Genomic DNA, 20,408 nt, shown 5'->3' with positions numbered 1-20,408 from the left:
TCAGCTGCGGACGATGATGTTGTTGTAGATCTCGATCGCCGCGGGGCCGAGCAGGACCACGAACATCGCCGGGAAGATGGTCAGCACCACCGGGAAGACGATCTTGACCGGCAGCTTCTGGGCCGTCTCCTCTGCCCGTTGCCGGCGGCGGATGCGGATCTCCTCCGACTGCACGTTCAGGACCCGGGCGATCGGGATGCCGAACGCGTCGGCCTGGACCATGGCGGCGACGAAGGACTTGAGGTCGTCCACGCTGCTGCGGTCGGCCAGGTCACGCAGGGCCTGTCCGCGGCTCTTGCCGAGCTGGATCTCCTGCACCACCCGGTACAGCTCCTGCCCGATCGGCCCCTTCACGTTGCGGGCGACCCTGCTGAGCGCGGCGTCGAAGGACAGGCCGGCCTGCACGGTGATGGACATCAGGTCGAGGGTGTCCGGCAGGGTGCGCTGGATCGCCTTCTGCCGCTCCCCGGCACGTGACCGCACCACCCACTCGGGCGCGTACCAGCCGGCCGCCGCGAAGAGGACGGTCATGGCCAGGGCGACCAGGCTGGGCAGCTGGGTGATCAGACCGAGCAGGTAGGCGAACGCACCGGCGACGAACGGGGTGACGATCTTGAAGGCGAAGATCCGCTCGGCATCCCAACCGGGGGGGTTGCCGGCGTACACGATGTCCTGTTCGATGCGGTCGTAGGCCTCGGCCGGAGAGAAGCGCCGGGCCAGGCGAGCTGCCCCCGCGAACCCGGGACGCACGATGCGCCCGAAGGTGGGCAGGGCCAGTTGCTGCTCGCGTGGTCCGGCGATGATCTCGCCGGACGAGACGTCGCGGATCCCGCGGATCGTGCGTCGAAGGTCACGGCGCTCGGTCGCCCAGTCGGCGACCACCGCACCGGCCAACGCCAGGGCGAGGAACCCCGTGAAGGCGATGAGCAGGACGGGGTTGTCCATCGTCACACCTCGATGCGGATCAGGTTGCGGATCCAGAACACGCCACCGGCCATCAGGACGACCGCCCCGATGATCATCGCGTACCCGATGAGCCCGTTGGTCACCAGGATCCCGACGTACTCGGGCCGCATGAGCACGAGGTAGACGGTCAGGAAGACCGGCAGCAGGATCAGGATGATGGCCGACAGCTTGCCCTCCGCGGACAGGACCTTGATCTGTCGGCGCAGCATCTCGCGTTCGCGGAGCACCGCCGCGACGACGTCGAGAAGCTCGGCCAGGTTGCCGCCGACCTCGCGTTGGATGTTGATGGCCAGGACCACCCAGCGAAGGTCCTCGTTGTCGATGCGCTCGGCCAGGGCCTCCAACGCGTCCTCGACCGGCATACCGAGGCGAGCCTCGGTCAGCACCCGGGTGAACTCCTCGGCGGTCGGGCCGGAGGACTCCTTGGCGACGGTGTCGATGGCTTGCATCACGCCGTAGCCGGCGCGTAGCGACCCGGCCATCAGCTGGAGGGTGTCGGGCAGCGCCTTGAGGAAGCGGTCCTGCCGCTTGCTCCGACGGTTCTCCAGCACGGCCAACGGGATCGCCCCGGTCAGCAGGCCGAGCAGGAGACCCCCGAGCGGGTTGAACAGGACGCTCGCCAGCGCCGCCGGTGCGATGGCCGACAGGACGATGAGCAGGAGGAACTCGCCGTTGCGCATCGGCCAGGCAGCCTGCTCGAGCCGCACGGTGAGCTTCTCGTCGAGCCCGACGGGCCGCGGCGCCGCCTCGATCATCTCCATGGCCCGTTCGCGCAGGTGCACCGCGATGCGACCCGACCGCGCGACGTGGCGGCTGCCGGTGCCCTCGAGGTACTGGGCGAGCTGGTCGCCGAGGACCCGGTCGGCCTTGGTCCGCTGGCCGGTGAACAGCAGCCCGCCGAGCAGCAGCATCGCCAGGAAGGCCGCCCCGCCACCCACCATCAGCGCCTGTGTGCTCGCGAGAGGACTCGACTCCGGCACAGTGATGACGTTCGGCGCCGCGGGGGGTGGCGGCGCGCCCTCGCGGAGGTTGAGGACCGAGTAGCTCAGCTGCTGGCTGGCTTCCCCGGCACGCACGGTCACGGTCAGCTCGAGTGTCTCCGGGTCTACCAGGTCCGAGCTGTAACGCAGCACGTACTGCGACGCGAGGTCGCTGGCCACCTGGGCGAAGGCCGCGTCGATCTGCGTGGTGTCCGCTGCGGTGACCACCCGGCCGCCGGTGCCGGCAGCGATCGCGTCGATGGCCTCAGGGTCCAGCTCCGCCGTTTCCAGCGCCACGAGCGTGACCGGGACGCCGGCGTCGCTGGCGGCAGCGATCGCCTCATCGATCCCGGTGTCACTGACGGTGTCGCCACCGTCGGAGAAGACCACCATGTTGAGCTGGGTGTCGGGTGTCGAGAACTCGGCGAGCCGCTGCGCGGACACGGCGACGGCGTCGTAGAGCGCGGTCTCGCCCCGGGCCTCCAACGCCTCGATCCGCTCGGCCAACGCGGCCCCGTCAGCCGTTGGCCGTCCGAGGACGTCGACCTCGGACGCGAAGCTGACGAGCTGGATCTCGATGCCTTGGGCGGTCAGCTCCTCGACCAGGTCGACCGCACCGCGGATCGTCTCGGCCATCGGTTCGCCGAGCATGGAACCGCTGACGTCGATGACGAGGCCGACGAGGATGACCTGGCTGCGACCCGACTCCTCGAGCAGCGGCTCGACCGTCAGGTAGGCGACCGCTTCGCCCTGCTCAGTGACCTCGAACGCATCGGCGTCGAGGACGTCGGGCTTGGCCGAGCCCGTGACGTTGACGACGATCTCGGTGGTCCCGTCGGTGTTGACCACGGTGTCGCGGACCACGACCGACAGCGCTTCCTGACCGAGCGCCACGCCGAGGCCCCCGCCGAACACCAGGATCGCGGAGATGACGATCGCGAAGGCCAACGCCAACCACGACCTACCACTGGGACGGGGCGCGGCCTGCATCAGAACGCTCCAACCGGTGACGGGTCGAACAGCGGCGCGGGCAGCTCGATGCCGAGCTCGTGCAGGCGCTTGGTCACGTGCGGACGGATCCCGGTGGGCTTCAGGCCGCCGCGGAAGCGGCCGTGCTCGTCGACGCCTGCCTCGTAGTCGAACAGGTACAGGTCCTGGAGGGTGATGATGTCGCCCTCCATCCCGACGATCTCGGAGATGTGGGTGATCCGACGCGTGCCGTCGCGCAGGCGCATCTGGTGCACGATCAGCTGGATGCCGGACGCGACCTGCTCGCGGATGGCCCGGACGGGCAGGTCGACACCGGCCATCAGCACCATGGTCTCGAGGCGGGCCAGCACGTCCCGCGGCGAGTTGGCGTGCACGGTGGTGATCGACCCGTCGTGACCGGTGTTCATCGCCTGCAACATGTCGAGCGCCTCACCACCGCGGACCTCGCCGACCACGATGCGATCGGGCCGCATGCGCAGGGCGTTGCGCACGAGGTCGCGGATGCTGACCTCACCGCGCCCTTCGATGTTCGGCGGGCGGTACTCGAGGCGGACGATGTGCGGCCGTTGGAGCTTGAGCTCGGCGGCATCCTCGATCGTCACCAGCCGCTCGGTGAACGGAATGTAGGCCGAGACGGCGTTGAGGGTCGTGGTCTTGCCGGCGCCCGTGCCGCCCGAGACCACGATGTTGATCCGGCCCTCGACCGCCTTCTCCAGGAACGTGGCGGCCTGGGCGCTGATCGATCCGAACCCGACCAGGTCGTCCATCGTGTACGGGTCGGCGGCGAACTTGCGGACCGTCAGCGACGGACCGTCCACGGCGACCGGCGGGATGATGGCGTTCACACGCGACCCGTCGGGCAGACGGGCGTCGACGTACGGCTGGGACTCGTCGATCCGGCGTCCGACCCGTCCGACGATCTTCTCGATGGTGCGGCGGACGTGGCCGTCGTCGAGGAAGTGGGTGTCGGTCTCGATCAGCTTGCCGTCGCGTTCGATGAAGACCGCGTTCCAGGCATTGACCATCACTTCCGTGACGGTCGGGTCGCGCAGGAACGGTTCGATCGGTCCGTTGCCGAGCACGTCGTCGAGGGTCTCGGCGACCAGCTTCTGGCGGCCGGCGTTGGACAGCGGTGTGGTCTCGCCCTCGAGGGCCTCGCGCAGCTCGTCGCGGATGCGCCGTTCGAGCTCGGCCTGGTCGAGGTCATCGTTGTACAGCTCGGGGCCGAGCTTGCGCACGAGGCCGGCCTGGATGCGACGACGCAGCTCGGTGTTGCGGTCCAGCTCACGTTGGGTGGCGGCCTGCTGGGCCTCGGTCACCGCGCCGGGCTGGTCGAGGGTGGCTGGCGGCGCACTCCTGTTCGGAGGCCCGGCGCCGATCGGTGGCCCCGTCGGTGGCGGTGGCGCCACCGACGGAGCGTGCGCCGAGGCGCCCGTGCCTGCCTTCGTGCGGCTGATGCGTTCCTGTAGACCCATGGTCGGTCCTCCTCGGCTCTCAGCCGCGCCGTCGCCGCCGTCGCGAGTCCGTCTCGGCGGGCTGCCCCGTCACCTCGGAACGCGCGATGCGCAGCCCCTCGATCAGGGCCTTGGACACCGCTGCCTTCGGCTGGGTGGTGACGATCGGCAGCCCCTGGTTCACCGCGAACGGCACCTCGCGAGACGAGGGGAGCGTGATGTCGATGGTGGTGCCGAGCGACTTCTCGACCTCGCGCACGGTCAGCCCGACCTTGGAATCGGCGCGGTTGAGCACGAGCTTCATGCGGTCGCGGCCGATGCCGATCTGCTGCAGGGTCTCGACCGACAGGCGCAGGTTCTTGATCGACGGGACGTCGAGGGACGACACCACCAGCACGATGTCGACCTGCTCGAAGGCGGCCAGGACGTGCTCGGTGAACGACGGCGGGCCGTCGATGACCACGTGCTTGAACATGCGGCGCAGCAGGGTCAGGACCCGGGTGACGTCCTCGGGCTTGACCTCCTCGGCGTGCACCGGGTGCATCGGTGCGGCCAGGACCCGGAGCTTCCCGTCGGAGGCGGGCGTCAGGTAGGCGGCCAGGGCCGTCTCGTCGAGCCCCTCCCCCATCTCGGCGGCTTCGAGGATGGAGCGCTCGGGCGCGAGCTGCAGCATGATGGACACGTCGCCGGCCTGCAGGTCGAGATCGACCAGCACGACCTCGCCCGGGTAGGTCTCGGCCAGCTGCACCGCCAGGTTGGTGGCGATGAAGCTCTTGCCGCAGCCGCCCTTGGTGGAGAAGGTCGCCATGGTCGTGGCGGTCTCGACCGCCTCCTCCACGACCGCGCCGGCGCGCAGGCGCTGCGTCGCGGTGGCCGCGCGCAGGAGCACCTCGCTGATCTCATCGTGGTCGGCGTCCCACGGCAGCACATCGCTGAACCCCGCACGCATCGCCTGGCGGTAGACACCGCTGCCCGCGTCCACGGTGGCGAGGACGAGCGAGATCGTTGGGTACGCCTCGTCCAGCTTGCGGCCGAGGTCGAGCGCCTCGTCGGTCGGCACCGCGGTTCCGACCACGATGACGTCGACGTCACCTGCCCACGTCGATAGGAACCCCTCGGCGGCGCCGAGGTCGGCTTCGCGGTGCACGCGCAGGGTGCTGTGTACCCCCGCCACCTGCTGCGCGAGCTCGTCGATCGGATCGATGACCAGGATCACGGGCGGTCCTCTGGGCGTGGATGGGCGGCGATCAGCCGAAGGCGTTGACGCGGGTCCGGCCGGGCGTGTCGCCGGTCTCCTCACCGTCGGGAACGAGCGTGAACCACAGGGTCCCTTGCTGGGTGGTCCACACCAGCTTCTCGACATCCTCGGGGGATGCCGCCAGCGTCACCAGGTAGACGTCGTTGGACTGCTGCACCGCCTCGCCTGTCGTTCCGTCCTCGGTCTCGACGTTGACGACCCGCTGCCCGATGGCCAGGACGGTGGCGTCCCTGACCAGGTACTCGCTGCGCGGCGTCGCCTCGCCCTCGACGTCGTCGTCGATCGCGCCACCCTGCCCGAACCCCGGCGCACCGGCAGGCACCTCGGCGGTCCCGACGACGCCGACGGTGCTGCCCGCCTGGATGAAGCCGGCGACCCCCTCGGGGACCCCGATCTGGACGGTGATGGCGTGCAGGCCCTCGGGGATCTCCATCAACCCGCTCGCCTGGGCGACCGCGTCCCCGAACCGGCCACTGACGATGATCTCGCCGGTGAACAGCGGACCGGTGGCCAGCTGCCCCGAGATCTGTTCCAGGGCGCCGATGGCCCCGGACGGGATCGTGCGTGCCGGCACCTGGTCCTGATCGATCAGGCCCTGGGCGATGGCATCGTCGGCGACCGTGCCCGCCGGGATGTCACCCTGCGCGACGAACACCTCGGCGAGTTCCTCACCGCTGCGGGCACGTTCGTCCGCGGAGGTGACGAACGTGACCAGGAAGAAGGTGGCGATGCCGGCCAGCACGAGCGCGGCCAACAAGCCGATGAGTCTGCGGTTCAAGGCGGTCCCCTAGGTCCCCATACCGGCCCTCGGGCCGGGTGCGACGCGGCGCCCCTGAGCGTCGCGATCCGATGGTGCCGACACGACGGCGCGACGGGTCCGAGACCCGCCGCGCCGGAGCGTTACTGTCCGCCCGGAGGCGGCGCGTCGTGTTACACGCAGCTGGTGTCGCTCGGCGCCTTGAGGCACTTCTCGACGGTCTCGAAGTCGCCCTTGAGCGCCTGGCCGATGCCGTACACGGCGGCGATGATCACCACGGCGATGAGGGCGACCATGATGCCGTACTCCACGGCGGTGGCCCCCTCCTCACCGGCGTACCGCAGCTCGAGCTTGGCCCGGTAGTAGTCGACGAACATCATGCTGGTGTCCCCTCTGTTGGTGTGTGCCCCGTCTTTGGTGCTGCGCCCCGGTCCACGGTCTCGTCATCCGCCTCACCGGCTGTCTCTGACGCTACGTACGTCGCGCCATCCTGGCGTGAGGAGGACGTCGCGGCGGGTCCGGGACGCGGGTCCCGAGCCGGCCGGGATGGGTCAGCAGGGTGTCGGTGCGTTCTGTGGCGTCTCCCTCACGTACTGCTCGACGCACTCGTAGTCGTCGTTCAGTTGGCTCCCCAACGCGTACACGGCCGAGATGATCACGACGGCGATCAGCGCCACCATGATCCCGTACTCCACGGCGGTGGCGCCGTCCTGACCACGTAGTCGTGCGAACGAGTTACTCACGGCTGCCTCCCCGGCGTCGCCCCTGCGTGCGTGTCACCGACGGTAACGCGGCCGCCGTGATCCGACCTCGGGCGCCCGTCGCTGCCGGCCCGGGACCCCCGTCCCGCGGCGTCCGGGCCGTGGCCCGATCAGCGGATCAGGCCCGGGGCCCGGGACATCGTCGGGATCGTCGTCGTCGGGCTCGGGCACATCCGTACGGACGCGTTCCCCGCCGTGTCGATGATCTCCGCGAAGAACTGCGCCCCCTCGAGGTTGAAGACCCCGCCGGTGTTGGTGTTCACCGTGTTCCAGTCCGGCGTCGCGGTGCACGGGGCCGTGGAGATGGTCGACGAACCGCGGAACCGGAACGTGGCGTTCGGGGTGAAGAAGGACCCGATGATGCCGCCGTTCCCGTTGCCGGCCAGCTCGTTCCGATCCATGGCGTTGCTCCACAGGGCCAGCGGCACGAAGCACCCTGCCGGCGGCAACCCCGTCGAGTAGGTCTCGCAGGGGGTGTCGTCGAGTGGCGCCATCCACGCGAGCGTGTCCGAGCTGCCGCTCGTGCGGAACCGCTCGCCGGTCCCGGACGGCGCGTCGACGTAGGCGAAGACGCTCCGCAGCCGCATGGACGCACCGCTGGCATCGATGCCGCCCGTCGGCACGTACACGATGGTGGGACCGTTGATCCGAAGCTCGCCGTTGTCGAACACGAGTCCGTCCCGGAAGATGATGTGGCTGAACCCGTCGAGCTGGAGACCGGCAGCCGTCGGGCGAAGGCGGTCGCCACCGCTGATCGGGCAGTCCATGAACAGGATCTGCGCGCCTCCGAAGTCCGCCGGCGTGTAGGTGCCCTCCGCGTCGTTGCAGTCGTCCTCGGCGAAGACGCCGTGACCCTGGTCCGAGGCCGCGGTCGCCGTGTCGATCGGCGCCAGGGCGGTGCGCAGCCGTTGGATGTACGGCGGACGTGCCGGGGTCGCGGACGCGGCCTCGCAGCCGTCGATCGGCTGACCGGCTCGGCTCGGCGACCACGTTGCGGTGGCGGAGAACGCCGGGTAGGTCGCCAGGCAGTTGAAGAGGTGGTCGACCGGCGCGCGGGTGATGAGCGGACCGGGCTCCGGCTGAGGCCTCAGGTTCGCCGGCACCCGCGCCGGGTTGTAGGTGTACAGGTTGCCGGGGTCCGTGGTCGCGAGCGCGTGGGCGAAGATGCGCCCAGATGCCTCCGTGAGCGATCCGGTCGACCCAGCCTGGTCGATCACCTTCTGCATCCCTGAGCACCCGCTCGGAAGGGTGTCGACCGAGATGATCCCCTCGTAGGTGCGCGGATCACCGGTCTCGGGGTCCGTGCCCTCGAGGTCGAACACGCGGATCTGGCCACCACCGGTGTTGGCCAGTGTCTGGCACCCGTTGCGCTGGAGCACGATGAGCGAGGCGTAGTCGTTCGGCCCAGGGACCAAGTAGGTGACCGCGATGGCGCCGCGCTGGCTGGTCGTGTCGAAGATGCCGGCGAGGCCCCCGAAGATGAACGATCGGCTGCGCTGCACCTCGACGGCGAACCGGTCGCACGGCGTGCCGTCGATGGCCTCGTCGATCGCCTGCTGATCCATCCGGAAGTTGTCGTCGGGTACGGGGTTGGTCACCGTGATGACGTACGGGTCGACGGTGAGGGTCGCTGTGCGTACCGCCGTCGAGTCGGTGCACGGCGAGGTGAAGCTGGCACACGCGGTGGCCAGGTCGCTCGCACTGACGGTCAGCCCCCGGAGGTTGGAGACCGCGTACTCGAGGCCGGCGATGCAGCCTTCCTGGTAGCTCTCGGACTCCCCGAAGGCGCCGGCCGCCGCCGTCGCCGCCATGTCACCGACGGACTGGCTGCTCGTCCGATCTGCGCGGACCGCACCGAGGTCGACGATGAACGCGGCCATCAGCAACATGGCGACCAGGGACACGCCCGCCACGATGGCGACGGCGCCCGATTCGTCGGAGTGGGTGCTGCGCAGGTAGCGCTGCATCAGCTCGGCCCTTCGTAGCGGGCGAACGCCTCACCGCGGACCAGCGGCTGTGCGCGGAAGAAGACCAGCTCGAGGCTGGCCGTCCTGGCCACCATGACCTGGAGGTGCGGGCCGCTCGGCGGGGTCCCCTGGAGGGTGCAAGCGCCGGGGGGCCCGGTGCCGCGGGTCCGGGTCGTCGGGGTTCCGGACTCCGGCACGAAGCGCACACAGGCGAAGAAGTCGGTCCCCGACGCATCGACGTGACGGCCCGCAGCGCCGAGCGCGACGTCGAACACGTCGTCGAAGAAGTCGTCGGTCGGCGCGGTCGGCAGCGTGGCGCCGAACCGTGCGCCCTCGCGGGCACCTTGCGTGAGGGTCAACTGACGGTCGTACGCGAGGCCGCCGTAGAAGATCCCGAACATGATCATGATCAGGATGGGCAGCACGAGCGCGAACTCGACGGCGTTCGAGCCTCGTTCATCGCGCAGGCGGCATCTCACGCGATCGTCCCCTGACTTCAGCCCCGGCACGGGATCACCCCGTACGTCGCGACCGACGTTACCCATGGCGCGAACACCCGTCCATGCGGACGGGACCTCGCTACGGTCATTCGGGACACGAGTCCCAGGGGCACCGGGGCCAGGGGAACGGAGCAGACATGACGGACCGTCACTCGACACGCACCGTGAGCGTTTCTGATGCGCTCGGGGAGCTGGACCGACAGCTCCGTGATCGCGCCGCGAGCGACGTCCGCACCGTCGCGAGCGGCTTCCCCGTCCTCGACGAGACGCTCGGAGGCGGCCTGCACGTCGGAGAGTTGCTGCTCCTCGGCGGGCCACCCGGCGTCGGTAAGACCATCGCGGCCCTCCAGTGGGCCCGGAACGTCGCCAAGGCCGGGCACCGGGCGGTCTTCGTCTGCTACGAGCACGAGCCGACCACCTTGCTGACGCGCCTCCTGGCACTCGAGGCTGGCGAGGCCGGGGGCGACCGATCGATCGCGCGGACGCTCAACGAAGCCCTCAGTGACGCCGACCAGGCGGGCCATGGTCTGGCCGAGGTGCTCGGATCGCTGCCGCTCGGCGACGAGGTCCGCAAGCGCGTCGCGGAGTACGCCGAAGACCTCATCCTGGTCCGCGGCAGTGGTGCGCACACCACCCTGGACTCGCTGGCCGATGTCCTCGCACCGCACCTCAGCGCCGACCGGCGGACCATCCTGTTCGTGGACTACCTACAGAAGATCCCGCTCCACCCTGCGCCGGCCACCGAGTCCGAGAAGGTCACACGCACGGTTGAGGGCCTCAAGGACCTCGCGCTGGACGCGCACGTGCCCGTCGTCCTGCTGTCGGCGGTCGATGCCGCCGGCATGCAGGCCAACCGCCTGCGGATGCACCACCTGCGGGGGTCGTCGGCCATCGCGTTCGAGTCCGACGTGGTCGTGATGATGAACCACAAGGATCAGGCGGTCAGCAAGGTCCACCTCAGCTACGACGCCGTCCGTGCCCGCACCTTCCGCGAGTGGGTCGTGATGTCGATCGAGAAGAACCGCGGCGGGCCGAACCTGATCGACCTCGAGTTCCGCAAGGACTTCCCCCACTTCCGCTTCGATCCGGAGGGTGGCATCGTCAGCGAGACGCTCGTCGACGAACGCCTCGACGAGGCCGCTCTCTGAAGGCCACAGCGGCCCTCTAGCCTTCCGGGACGGGGAAGGTCGGATCGACGCACCCGTAGAAGTCTTGGTGCTGTTCGCAGAGCTCGGCCAGATCGGGGTGCCACGACTCCGCGGCCCCGTAGTAGCTCCTCAGGATCGTCGCACCCACGGCGTGCATCGTGAAGCTGACCACGATGAGGCCGAGGACGGCACGGCGCAGAAGCGGCACCCTGCTGAGGTGAGCCTGCCAGGTCCGCAGCAGCAGCGGTGCTGCCAGGACGAGCAGCTCCAACGAGAGGCGCGACCCGTAGTACTGGGCACCGCCCTGGTACCCGTTGGCCCGCATCTGCACGACGAAGTAGGCCAGGCCACCGAGGGCCCCGGCCTTCACCCACCACTCGGAGGCGCGCCACCCGCGGCCGATGAACGGCGCGAAGACGAACAGGAACGGCGTGAAGACGAGCAGCCCGCGGTGCGGGTCGGCCAGCCCACCGGCGAGGTTGAGGCCGAACTGACGCCAACTGATCGTCGCGACCGAGGTGACCTTCCCCGGCGTGTAGCCAGCCACCGGGATCCAGGTCCCGAAGTACGCGCGGCTGTAGATCACCATCCCGAGCAGACCGAGGGCGGAGAGGATGCCGATCACGACCACCGGCCGGATGCGCCGGGCCGAGGCCCCACGCCACAGGCCGACGACAGCCGGGACGACGGCGGTCTGCGGGCGCGTCAGGATCGCGGCAGCGAACGCCAGGCCCGAGGATGCATCCCTGCCGCCCGCCGCAGCGAGCAGCCCGAGAGACAAGGTGAGGTGGGTCAGGCCGTGCGTCCACATGACGTTGGCCGAGACCGACCACACGCCTGTGGCGAAGGCGAGGACGAGGGCCGCTCCGAGCGCGAGTCGGCGTGCCGCGAGCCGGCGGAACAGCATGAACGAGACCCCGATGGCGAGCGCTGCAGCCGTCGCGGACGCGACCCCTGAGGGGGCGTAGTTCAGCAACCAGGGATGGGGTGGCGTCCCGCGGTCGAGCACAGCCTCGCTGACGGTGTAGAAGGGTGCAGCCCACAACCACGAGCCGGGGAACCGGTCGGTGTGGAGCGACCCGTCGACGCCCTCGGCCTCCCAGGGGACGTAGCCCCGCCACTCCTCCGGCAGGGCGACGGTGCCACGAGTGCCGAGGCTCCAGGCCATCAGGGACGTGGCACGCGAGTCGTTGACCTGGCTGACGGTGTACGTCGCGGTGAGCAGGTACACCACCCAGACCAGCAGCACGAGCAGCACAGCAGCCCTGCGGTCCCGTCGGCGGTCCCATGGCGGGATAGTGAGGCGGGCATCACGCGCCTCGTGGCTATCGCTCTCGACACCCCCGATCAGTGCGGTCACGCGTCCCCCCAGGATCCCATCGACCCTGATGGGTACCCCGTCCCCCGCGGACCTACAAGGCGCGGTGGCGACAACGGGACGAGGGTCCTGAACCCGCGCGACACGACGCCCATAGCCGGCCGCCGAACCGCTCCGCCACGTTCACCAGGCGCCGCGGCGGTTGAGGACCGCTCGGACGGTTCGGGCCAGCAGGGCGACGTCGGTGCCGAGCGACCAGTTCTCGATGTAGAACAGGTCGAGGCGCACCGCCTCGTCGAACGGCACGTCGGACCGGCCGGAGACCTGCCAGATGCCGGTGATGCCGGGCCGGACACGCAGCCGCCGCAGGTGCCAGTCCTCGTAGGTCGCGACCTCGGACGGCAGCGGCGGGCGCGGCCCCACCATCGACATCTCGCCGCGCAGCACGTTGACCAGCTGCGGCAGCTCGTCGATCGACCAACGGCGCAGCGTCCGGCCCACGGGGGTGACCCGCGGGTCCTCGGCGACCTTAAAAAACGCGCCCTCGGCCTCGTTGAGGTGCTCGACCTCGGGGAGACGATCCTCGGCGTCGGGCACCATGGTGCGGAACTTGAGCATCTCGAAGAGTTGACCGTCCTGGCCGACACGCTGCTGACGGAACAGGACGGGTCCGGGCGACCCGGCCCGCACCCTGATGGCCGCCCAGAGCCACAGGGGCAGGCTGAGCAGCAGCAACGCCGACGCCGCGAGGAGGTCGACGGCCCGCTTGAGGATGCGCTCGGGCCGACCGAGCCGAACCTGGTCGACGTGCAGGATGGGTACGTAGCCGACCGTCTCGATGGTCATGCGGCGGGTGACGATCTGGAACAGCGACGGCGCCACGGCCACGTCGACCGGCGTGCCTTCGAGGTCGAGGATGACGTCCTGCAGCGTGCCGCGTGACACCCCGACCGGCGACACGATGACCAGCCCGATCCCGAGCTCCGCAGCCAGTTCTATGACATCGCTCGGCCTGCCGAGAACCGTACGCCCATCCTCCGTCAGCGATCCGAGGGGTGCCGATTCGTCCAGGTAGCCGGAGACGCGGTAGCTGGAGTCACGGTCCCGCTCCAGCGCGCCGGCGAGCTGCTGTGCGTCCTGGTCGGTACCGACGATCAGCGCGTACAGGACGAGCTCACCCCGCTCGTGGCGCCTGCGTATCCATCGGCGGCCAGCCGCCCGCAGCACTCCCCCGCCGACCAGCACGTACAGCGCGACGAACAGGACGAACAGACGAGAGAGCTGGAGGTTGAACAGGAACGAAGCGAAGCCGAGCGTCAGGACACCCCCGCCGACGCCGACCAGGAAGCGCCGGACGCCATCCCCCCCGGCGTTGAGGTACTCGGGGCGGTAGGCGCCAGCCAAGGCGAAGATCAGCAGCCACAGCGGGATGATCGCGATGGCGATCGGCACCTCGTCGGCGAGCGGCTGCGCGAGCTCGGCGCGGCCGAGCTGCTCGCGGGTCACGTACGCGAGGAGGCTGCCGACCGTGATGACCAGGCCGTCGCCGAGCGCGAGCCACCTGCGCAGCTGGACCCGCCAGAGAGCAGGCGTCAGCTGCACCGGTTGTCGCTCAGTCACCGAGGTTCGCCCCATCGTCGTACCCTACGGTGCAGCGTCGGGCCCATGCACGTGACCTCCGCCGCAGCCGCCCCCACAGCCCCGCTCCCTCAGCCACGAACGACGAAGGACCTGGCTCGGTGACGACGAACGACCGTGTCCTGGTCACCGGCGGAGCGGGCTACATCGGCAGCCACGTCAGCCGGCGTCTGGCCGCCGACGGGTACCGCCCGGTGACCGTCGACAATCTGAGGACTGGCGGCCGGTCGGTCGTTCGCTGGGGGCCCTTCGAACTCGGCGACATCGGTGACGCCCGCTTCCTCGATGAGGTGATGGCCCGGTACGCCCCGGTGGCGGCCGTGCACCTCGCGGGATCGGCCTACGTCGGCGAGTCGCTCCACGAACCAGCGAAGTACTACCGCAACAAGGTCGTGGGGACGCTGTCCCTCATGGAGGCGCTCGGACGCCACGACGTCCCTCACCTGGTCCTCTCCAGCTCGTGCTCCGTCTACGGGGTACCGGCCGAGCTCCCGATCACCGAGGACACCCCGCTCGCGCCGGTCAGCCCCTACGGCGCTTCGAAGGCCATGGCGGAGCGGATCATCGCGGACATCGGCGCCTCGACCGGCACGCGGGCAGTCTCCCTCCGGTACTTCAACGCAGCCGGCGCCGAACCGGACGAGGGGCTCGGCGAGCGGCACGACCCCGAGACGCACATCGTGCCGCTGCTCCTCGAGGTAGCGCTCGGCTCGAGACCGAGCGTCGACCTCTTCGGGGATCGCCACCCGACGCCGGGCGGGACCTGCATCCGCGACTTCGTCCACGTGTCGGACCTTGCCGACGCACACGTCCTCGCGCTCCGGTACCTCGAGAACGGTGGCCAGTCCCGAGCTCTGAACCTCGGCACGGGGCGAAGCACCTCGCTGCTCGAACTCGTTCGCGCCGTGGATGCGATCACCAGCTCGACCGTCCAGACCCGCACCGCGTCCCCACGACCCGGTGACCCTCCGGCCCTCGTCGCCGGGTCGGAGCTCGCGAGATCGATCCTGGGTTGGCAACCGACGAGGTCAAGTATCGATCGGATCGTCGGGGACGCCTACCGGCGGCACCGATCCGTTGCGCACGAGCACGTGGCTCGCGAGGGGACAACCGGGCCGCCACCGGGGACCCGACGCGGATGACGGCCGACGAACCTCGCCGAGGAGCGACCGGGGAGCGTTCGCTGCTGCGCCACGGGAGCGTCTACACGGCGGCCGTCGCGCTCCACCTCGGCGCGGCCGCGGTGGCGCTACCGGTGGCCACCCGGGCACTCGCTCCGGAACAGCTCGGCGAGTTCGCCACCGCACTGGTCATCCTCCAGCTGGTGACCGCTGGTGCAGCCCTCGGTCTCCAAGCGGCGGTCGCCCGCGAGTACTACGAAGGCGACGCCGGTCCGCGGGACGCCGAACGCGTCGTCGGGTGGGTCCTCGTGCTCTCGGTGATCGTGGCCGTCGCCGTCGACCAGTTCGGTCCCGTGTGGGTCGGGGTGCTCGAGGGCGCGGAGTACACCGCGACGTTCCGGTTCGCCGTCGCCGCGGCCGTCCCCGCGGTGCTCACGCAGGCGGTGCTGGCCATCCTGCGTTCGCGGGGACGCCCGCGTTCCTACGCGGCGGTGGCCCTCATCGGGAGCGCAGGCGGCCAGGCGCTTGGGACCACGCTCATCGTCGTGGTGAGAGACGACCCAGCGCTCTACATGTCAGGGCTGCTGGTCGCACACAGCGTCGCCGCCGGCGTCGGTCTCCTCCTGGCACGGCCTGCCTTCCGAGGTGGATCGGCCCGTCTCCTGCGGCGGGCACTCCGTACCGGCCTCCCCCTGGTCCCGCACCTCCTGGCGTGGTCGCTACTCGCTGCGGGCGATCGGTTCGTCATCGAGAGGATCCTCGGCTTCGAGCAGGTCGGTCGCTACCACGTCGCGTACGTGCTCGGTGGCCTGACGATGGTCGTGATCGCCGCGATCAACAACGCCTGGGCCCCGATGATGCTCGAAGCCAGCGATCGGGACCGCGTGGCGCTCCTCCGCCGGACCGGCCTCGTCGTTTCGGGCCTGGCCACGGCAGGGGCCCTACTCGCCTGTCTCCTGGCCCCCACGGCGCTCGCCATCGCCAGCCCCGAAACCTACCGAGCCGGGGAGCTCTCGAGCGTCGTGGCGATCGTCGCGCTGTCGGCCATCCCCTACGTCTGGTACCTCGGCGAGGGCAACGTCCTGTACCAGCGTCGGCGTACCGGGGTCTTCGCGGTCCTCACCCCGCTCGCTGCGGCCGTGAACATCTCGCTCAACCTCGTGCTCATCCCCCGTTTCGGACTGACCGGCGCCGCAACCGCCACCTTCCTCGGGGTGAGCGTCCTCGCAGCGGGCGCGCACGTCCGGCGTCGGCTGCTGGCACCGGAGACGATCTGGCCGCATGCCCGCTTCATCCCGGTTCCCGCCATCGTGGTCGGTCTGCTGCTCGACCGCCTCCCCACCACCGGTGCGGCAGGTGCCATCCGCTGGCTCGGCACCATCGCCGTCGTCGCGGCGGCAGTCGTCCTGCTACGCAGCTGGTGGGTGACGGCGGCGGGCGCTCCCACCCGGGTGCAGCGTCCCGCGTAGCATGCGCGCTTCCACGGCAGACGGTTCGGGATGCACCTCCAGAACGCCTACTACGGGCACGCTCGTGCCCTCGCTCGGTGGGCCGGTGTGCAGGACCAGTTGCCCATCTGGGGGTACCTCCAGCACGGGTTCAACACGGGGACGGGGTTCACGCCGAGGGACCCGCCGAGGCCGGTGCCCGCCCTGGTCTGGAACCGCCGCAACCTTCTCGCAGCACGTGAACGGAGGTTGAACGCAACCGCTATCGGAGCCCCCTTCGTCTACCTCGCGGCGGCGGACCGCTCCCCTACGACCTCGCCCCAACGCGGCACCATGGCCTACCCCTTCCACGCCTGGGAGCTGCACGAGGCCACGGGGGGCCACGCACGGTACGCCCACGACCTCGCTGAACGGGAGGGCACCGCTTCGACGACGGTCTGCCTCTACTGGCTGGAGTACCAGGACCCTGACGTTCGCGAGGTCTACGCCCGAGCCGGGTTCCGCGTCATCTCCCACGGTCACCGGACGGATGAGACCTTCCTCGATCGCTTGGTGGCCGAGGTCGCAGATCACCAACGGGTGGTCTCCAACGACCTCGGCACCGCCATGTGGTACGCCGGCTACCTCGGCAAGGAGATCGAGATCCACGGCGAACCGATGGCCCTGAGCGGCCTCGATCCGGAAGCCGTCCGGGAGGAGCGCCGGCAGCGTTGGCCAGCCATGTTCGAGGGCGCGGTCGCGGGTGCCGTTGCACGCCAGCTGGCCGAGGAGGAACTCGGCCACGCCTACCGTCGCGAACCCGAGGAGCTTCGGAGGATCCTGGGGTGGACGGGTACACGCCGTCTGCTCGGACGGCCGGTGGCAACCGTGACGCGCGCGATCCAGGTCGCAAGGAAGCGGCGGCAGGGCTGGTGATCCGGCTTCCCACCGTGCCTGTCGCTGGCATCCCGATCGCTGACGTCGAGCGAGACCGCGTCGTCGCCACCGCGGCCTCGCTGATCGGCACCGCGATCCCGAGGTTGATCGCGTGTGTACACGTGTCGGGCCTGCTGGAACGCAACAACGCGCGCTACGTCGGGGCCCTGTCCGCGCCCGACTGTCTGGCGTACGCCGATGGCATCTCGGTCGAGTTGCTGGGGCGCGTCGCCGGCGCTGAACACATCCAACGGTGCCCCATGACCGATTCGGGCCACGAACTCCTCGACGCGCTGTCCGTCCGACCTCGCGTGGCGCTGATCGGCGGACCGGGCGGCCTGGCCGAGCGGGCGGCCGAGCGCCTCGTCGACCGACACGCCATCGACGTGGTCATGGTCAGTGACGGGTTCCCCCCAGCGTGGGAACCGGTCACCCGACAGCTCCGCGAGCAACGACCGGACCTCGTGTTCGTCGGGCTCGGTACCCCCTACGAGGTGCTCTGGTACGACCAGCATCGCGACCAGCTACCGCCGGCGGTCTACCTGACCGCAGGCGGCTGGTTCGGGCACATCGTGGGCGACGAGCGCCGCGCCCCGGGCTGGGCTCGCCGTGTCGGCCTCGAGTGGATGTACCGGATGTCCCAGCGGCCCCGCGATCTCGTGCCGCGGTACACCCGCGGAGCAGTGACGATCCTCCGGATCCTGCCCCGCACAGCGATCGCTGGTAGGCGCCGCCGACGGGACCGGGATCGACGCCGGGCCTGAGCCACCTTCGGTCGTCCGCATCCGACGGGACGCTACGACAGGTCGCTACTGGTGAGGATCAAGGGCGCGAAGTTCTGCCGTGCTCGTTCGAGGGTGCCCTCGTCGGGCTGGTCGTGATCGAACCAGGCATGAAGGTCAGGGGCGGTGACCAGGTACATGCCCTCGGTGACCTGACCGACCTCCCAACCGGTGAGGTCAGGACCGCCTGCGAGGTGCTGGTCGGACAGCAGTTGGATGCCGTAGGCATCGGGGACCCGCGAGGGCTCGAGGTGGCGAACCCTACGGCTGTAGCTACCACGCCTATGGGGGAGGCGCGGCAGCAGATGGTCGACCAACCGGTGCCACCCCACCATCGGTGTCAGCCCGAGGCGGACGAGCCCGTACTCAAGCATCGGCGCGTGGTCGACCAGCACCTCGCTCAAACGTTGCGCGGTCGCGACGCGCTCCTGGGCGGGGTCGACCAGCTCGTAGACGACGTGACCGAGGTTCCCGACCGACATCCGGTGCACGGAGCCGTCAGGGCCGATACGGGTGAGCGCGAGCGTGGACGCCAGGCGGCGTGCCGTCGCGTCGCGGATCATCCTCGGCACGTCGGCGGGGTCGACCCGGAACTGCACGAACCCGAACTGCAGGTACACGTCCCCTTCGGGGACGGGGGCTTGGTCGTGGTGGACGGCTTCGGACAGATCCAGTACGAGCACGAGTTCATCGCGCAGCGGGACACGGCGAACGCGATGGCCGGGGCCTTCCTCGGCTACTTCCACCGCCAACCTCGGACGTGGATCGCCTACGCAGGCATGTACGTCCTCGGCACCCTGCTCCACTACCTCATCCTCGGTGGGAAGGTCGCGACGGCCGCGGTGAGCACCGTATGGACGGCCGCCGCCGTACTCGGCTTCGTCACCACCGTGCTCGGCATCCTCATCATCATGCTGATCGTGTACACGCGCACGCTGCGGAACGCGCGCATCGGCCTGAGCACCGGGACGGTCGTCCGGTCCTACTTCGGCGACGCCGCGTTCATCGTCGACACGCCCGACATCGCCAGCAGGATCTCGTACGAAGCCCTCAGCTCGGTATCAATCGGTCGGCGCTTCGTCTTCATGCGCATACGTGCCACGCCCCTGGTCAGCGTGTTCCCCCGTGAGATCGTCCCCGACGCCGCCATCGCGCGGATGGCTCGTGGTCTTCGGACCTCCGCGGCCCTCGGTGATCGGACCAGGACGACGCAGGGCGCAGATGACCTTCGAGGCGATGCCGCGGAATAGCCCCATACCCATCGCTCGCCTGGGGTTCAGTTTCTCTGCGGCGTGCCGATGGTTCACCCAACAGCCTGATGGGGGGTAGCCGCATGTCCGGACCGGTCGCAGCTTGGTACGAGGATCCGTCGTCGTCACAGCACCAGCGGTGGTGGGACGGGGAAGGGTGGACCGAGCACACGCGGCTCCTGACACCGGAGCCGGTCTTCGCTGCCCCCACAGCGCCTCCCACGGCCGTGCCCACGGCCGTGCCCACGCCCCCGCCCGTTCCGCAGACCCACTCGTCTGCGGCGGCGCCAGGCTTCGGGAACGGGGTCTGGTCGGCCCAGCCGGCGGCCTCCGCGGGAGCTTCGAGCGACACACGCGGTGACGGCGGGACGCTGGCCATCGCCAGCCTCGTCTGCGGGGTGGTCTGGCTGTTCTGGGTCGGGTCGCTCGCTGCCATCATCACCGGCACCATGGCGCTGCGGCGCAAGGTGACCGGCGGCCACCAGGCGATGGCCATCATCGGGATCGTGCTCGGCGGCATCAGCTTCCTCGGCGCTCCGGTGTTCGCAGCCGTCGCGATCCCGGTCTTCCTCGAGCAGAGCGAGCGGGCCAACACCGCGGCGGTCCAGTGGGAGCTCCGCATTGCCGCCATCGAGATGGAGACGGCCTACACCACGGCTGGCACCTACCCGCCGGGCAACGGCACGCCGATCGAAGCGGCCATCCCGGGGTTCACCAGCGCCCCCGATGTCGACGTCACGGTGCTCTCGTCCGACGACACCGGCTACTGCCTCGAAGCTGCTGATCGGACCGGCGCAGTGACCTGGTACGACTCGCGCGCAGCCGGCATCGTCTACGTGCCCTGCGGCTGACCTGCCGAGGGCGTCGCGTCAGGACGACGGTCCGCCCGCGGCTGGAGGGCCCACCGGTGGCGCGCGTCGGTGCTGCCATCATCTCGTCGCTCCCCCCCCCACGCACGGCGTGGGCACCCCGATCGGCGAGCGCCCCACGCCGCCCGGTGGCCGCCCGGATGCGGAGCGTTAGCACACCGGTTCGGAGGGGCTGGAGCGGATGGGCTAGTGCGGTGGCCGCCCGGCCGACGGGCGCCCCGAACGCTGCCTGGCGCCCGACCGTGGCCGTCTGCCGGTGCCCGATCAGAACGGTCGCGTACCGTGG

General features: G+C 70.0%; 19 protein-coding genes and 1 pseudogene. 8 read left to right on the top strand and 12 right to left on the bottom strand.

Translation table 11 applies throughout. The annotated features are described in order from the left end of the window. The 9 genes from NITAL_RS17450 to NITAL_RS17415 form a co-directional block, all read right to left on the bottom strand. Complete coding sequence (locus NITAL_RS17450) at positions 1-945, bottom strand: type II secretion system F family protein (RefSeq protein ID WP_052667468.1); 945 nt, start codon at positions 943-945, stop codon at positions 1-3. 2 nt (positions 946-947) lie between these two features. Then, complete coding sequence (locus NITAL_RS17445) at positions 948-2,936, bottom strand: type II secretion system F family protein (RefSeq protein WP_083441706.1); 1,989 nt, start codon at positions 2,934-2,936, stop codon at positions 948-950. Next, positions 2,936-4,411: an ATPase, T2SS/T4P/T4SS family gene (locus NITAL_RS17440; protein ID WP_083441705.1), complete on the bottom strand. Its 1,476-nt coding sequence runs from the start codon at positions 4,409-4,411 to the stop codon at positions 2,936-2,938. The genes NITAL_RS17445 and NITAL_RS17440 overlap by 1 nt, the downstream gene beginning before the upstream one ends. A gap of 19 nt (positions 4,412-4,430) precedes the next feature. After that, positions 4,431-5,606 (bottom strand): CpaE/TadZ family protein, encoded by a 1,176-nt coding sequence (locus tag NITAL_RS17435; protein ID WP_052667465.1) that lies wholly within the window; start codon positions 5,604-5,606, stop codon positions 4,431-4,433. 31 nt (positions 5,607-5,637) lie between these two features. Further along, complete coding sequence (gene cpaB, locus NITAL_RS17430) at positions 5,638-6,426, bottom strand: Flp pilus assembly protein CpaB (RefSeq protein ID WP_052667464.1); 789 nt, start codon at positions 6,424-6,426, stop codon at positions 5,638-5,640. A 152-nt stretch (positions 6,427-6,578) separates the two neighbouring features. Beyond that, on the bottom strand, positions 6,579-6,785 hold the full coding sequence (locus tag NITAL_RS17425) for a Flp family type IVb pilin (protein WP_211262477.1): 207 nt from the start codon (positions 6,783-6,785) through the stop codon (positions 6,579-6,581). 171 nt (positions 6,786-6,956) lie between these two features. Next, the gene (locus NITAL_RS26620) at positions 6,957-7,148 is read right to left on the bottom strand and encodes a Flp family type IVb pilin (RefSeq protein ID WP_083441703.1); all 192 of its coding nucleotides are present in this window, start codon (positions 7,146-7,148) and stop codon (positions 6,957-6,959) included. A 128-nt stretch (positions 7,149-7,276) separates the two neighbouring features. Then, a complete protein-coding gene (locus tag NITAL_RS17420; RefSeq protein WP_052667463.1) occupies positions 7,277-9,133 on the bottom strand; it encodes a hypothetical protein in 1,857 nt (618 codons plus the stop codon). Then, positions 9,133-9,612, bottom strand: a complete 480-nt coding sequence (locus tag NITAL_RS17415) for a TadE/TadG family type IV pilus assembly protein (protein ID WP_052667462.1) — start codon at positions 9,610-9,612, stop codon at positions 9,133-9,135. The genes NITAL_RS17420 and NITAL_RS17415 overlap by 1 nt, the downstream gene beginning before the upstream one ends. Positions 9,613-9,797: 185 nt before the next feature. On the opposite strand from NITAL_RS17415, the gene NITAL_RS17410 reads away from it, so the two are divergent. Beyond that, the gene (locus tag NITAL_RS17410; protein WP_169786883.1) at positions 9,798-10,781 is read left to right on the top strand and encodes a DnaB-like helicase C-terminal domain-containing protein; all 984 of its coding nucleotides are present in this window, start codon (positions 9,798-9,800) and stop codon (positions 10,779-10,781) included. A gap of 16 nt (positions 10,782-10,797) precedes the next feature. Here the strand turns inward: NITAL_RS17410 and NITAL_RS17405 are convergent, their stop codons facing one another. Both NITAL_RS17405 and NITAL_RS17400 read right to left on the bottom strand, forming a co-directional pair. Beyond that, positions 10,798-12,039, bottom strand: a complete 1,242-nt coding sequence (locus NITAL_RS17405; RefSeq protein WP_052667460.1) for a hypothetical protein — start codon at positions 12,037-12,039, stop codon at positions 10,798-10,800. A 243-nt stretch (positions 12,040-12,282) separates the two neighbouring features. After that, on the bottom strand, positions 12,283-13,701 hold the full coding sequence (locus tag NITAL_RS17400; RefSeq protein WP_052667459.1) for a sugar transferase: 1,419 nt from the start codon (positions 13,699-13,701) through the stop codon (positions 12,283-12,285). A gap of 137 nt (positions 13,702-13,838) precedes the next feature. Between NITAL_RS17400 and galE the strand changes: the two genes are divergently transcribed. The 4 genes from galE to NITAL_RS17380 are packed head-to-tail and all read left to right on the top strand — an operon-like array spanning position 13,839 to position 17,985. Next, positions 13,839-14,879, top strand: a complete 1,041-nt coding sequence (galE, locus tag NITAL_RS17395) for a UDP-glucose 4-epimerase GalE (protein ID WP_052667458.1) — start codon at positions 13,839-13,841, stop codon at positions 14,877-14,879. Further along, a complete protein-coding gene (locus tag NITAL_RS17390; protein ID WP_052667457.1) occupies positions 14,876-16,327 on the top strand; it encodes a lipopolysaccharide biosynthesis protein in 1,452 nt (483 codons plus the stop codon). The genes galE and NITAL_RS17390 overlap by 4 nt, the downstream gene beginning before the upstream one ends. 30 nt (positions 16,328-16,357) lie before the next feature. After that, complete coding sequence (locus NITAL_RS28145; RefSeq protein ID WP_052667456.1) at positions 16,358-17,221, top strand: hypothetical protein; 864 nt, start codon at positions 16,358-16,360, stop codon at positions 17,219-17,221. A gap of 14 nt (positions 17,222-17,235) precedes the next feature. After that, the gene (locus NITAL_RS17380) at positions 17,236-17,985 is read left to right on the top strand and encodes a WecB/TagA/CpsF family glycosyltransferase (protein WP_169786881.1); all 750 of its coding nucleotides are present in this window, start codon (positions 17,236-17,238) and stop codon (positions 17,983-17,985) included. 32 nt (positions 17,986-18,017) lie between these two features. On the opposite strand, the gene NITAL_RS17375 is transcribed toward NITAL_RS17380, so the two are convergent. Further along, the gene (locus tag NITAL_RS17375) at positions 18,018-18,623 is read right to left on the bottom strand and encodes a hypothetical protein (RefSeq protein ID WP_052667454.1); all 606 of its coding nucleotides are present in this window, start codon (positions 18,621-18,623) and stop codon (positions 18,018-18,020) included. Between the two features lie 21 nt (positions 18,624-18,644). Between NITAL_RS17375 and NITAL_RS17370 the strand changes: the two genes are divergently transcribed. The 3 genes and pseudogenes from NITAL_RS17370 (at position 18,645) to NITAL_RS17365 (ending at position 20,104) form a co-directional block, all read left to right on the top strand. Then, entirely contained in the window at positions 18,645-19,253 is a 609-nt protein-coding gene (locus tag NITAL_RS17370; protein WP_052667453.1) for a hypothetical protein, read from the top strand. 68 nt (positions 19,254-19,321) lie between these two features. Further along, positions 19,322-19,435: pseudogene (locus NITAL_RS29625) on the top strand (DUF2510 domain-containing protein); the annotation flags it as partial. 57 nt (positions 19,436-19,492) lie between these two features. Beyond that, entirely contained in the window at positions 19,493-20,104 is a 612-nt protein-coding gene (locus NITAL_RS17365; protein ID WP_245617684.1) for a DUF4190 domain-containing protein, read from the top strand. The last annotated feature ends 304 nt before the right edge of the window (positions 20,105-20,408 follow it).

This window comes from Nitriliruptor alkaliphilus DSM 45188, assembly GCF_000969705.1.
Lineage (GTDB): Bacteria > Actinomycetota > Nitriliruptoria > Nitriliruptorales > Nitriliruptoraceae > Nitriliruptor > Nitriliruptor alkaliphilus.
Note: the sequence above shows the minus strand (reverse complement) of the source record. Positions and strands in the feature narration are given on the sequence as shown.

Coding starts and splice junctions, on each gene's coding strand:
- NITAL_RS17450 (WP_052667468.1), bottom strand. CDS start 945: ATGGACAACCCCGTCCTGCTCATCGCCTTCACGGGGTTCCTCGCCCTG.
- NITAL_RS17445 (WP_083441706.1), bottom strand. CDS start 2,936: ATGCAGGCCGCGCCCCGTCCCAGTGGTAGGTCGTGGTTGGCGTTGGCC.
- NITAL_RS17440 (WP_083441705.1), bottom strand. CDS start 4,411: ATGGGTCTACAGGAACGCATCAGCCGCACGAAGGCAGGCACGGGCGCC.
- NITAL_RS17425 (WP_211262477.1), bottom strand. CDS start 6,785: ATGATGTTCGTCGACTACTACCGGGCCAAGCTCGAGCTGCGGTACGCC.
- NITAL_RS17420 (WP_052667463.1), bottom strand. CDS start 9,133: ATGCAGCGCTACCTGCGCAGCACCCACTCCGACGAATCGGGCGCCGTC.
- NITAL_RS17390 (WP_052667457.1), top strand. CDS start 14,876: ATGACGGCCGACGAACCTCGCCGAGGAGCGACCGGGGAGCGTTCGCTG.
- NITAL_RS28145 (WP_052667456.1), top strand. CDS start 16,358: ATGCACCTCCAGAACGCCTACTACGGGCACGCTCGTGCCCTCGCTCGG.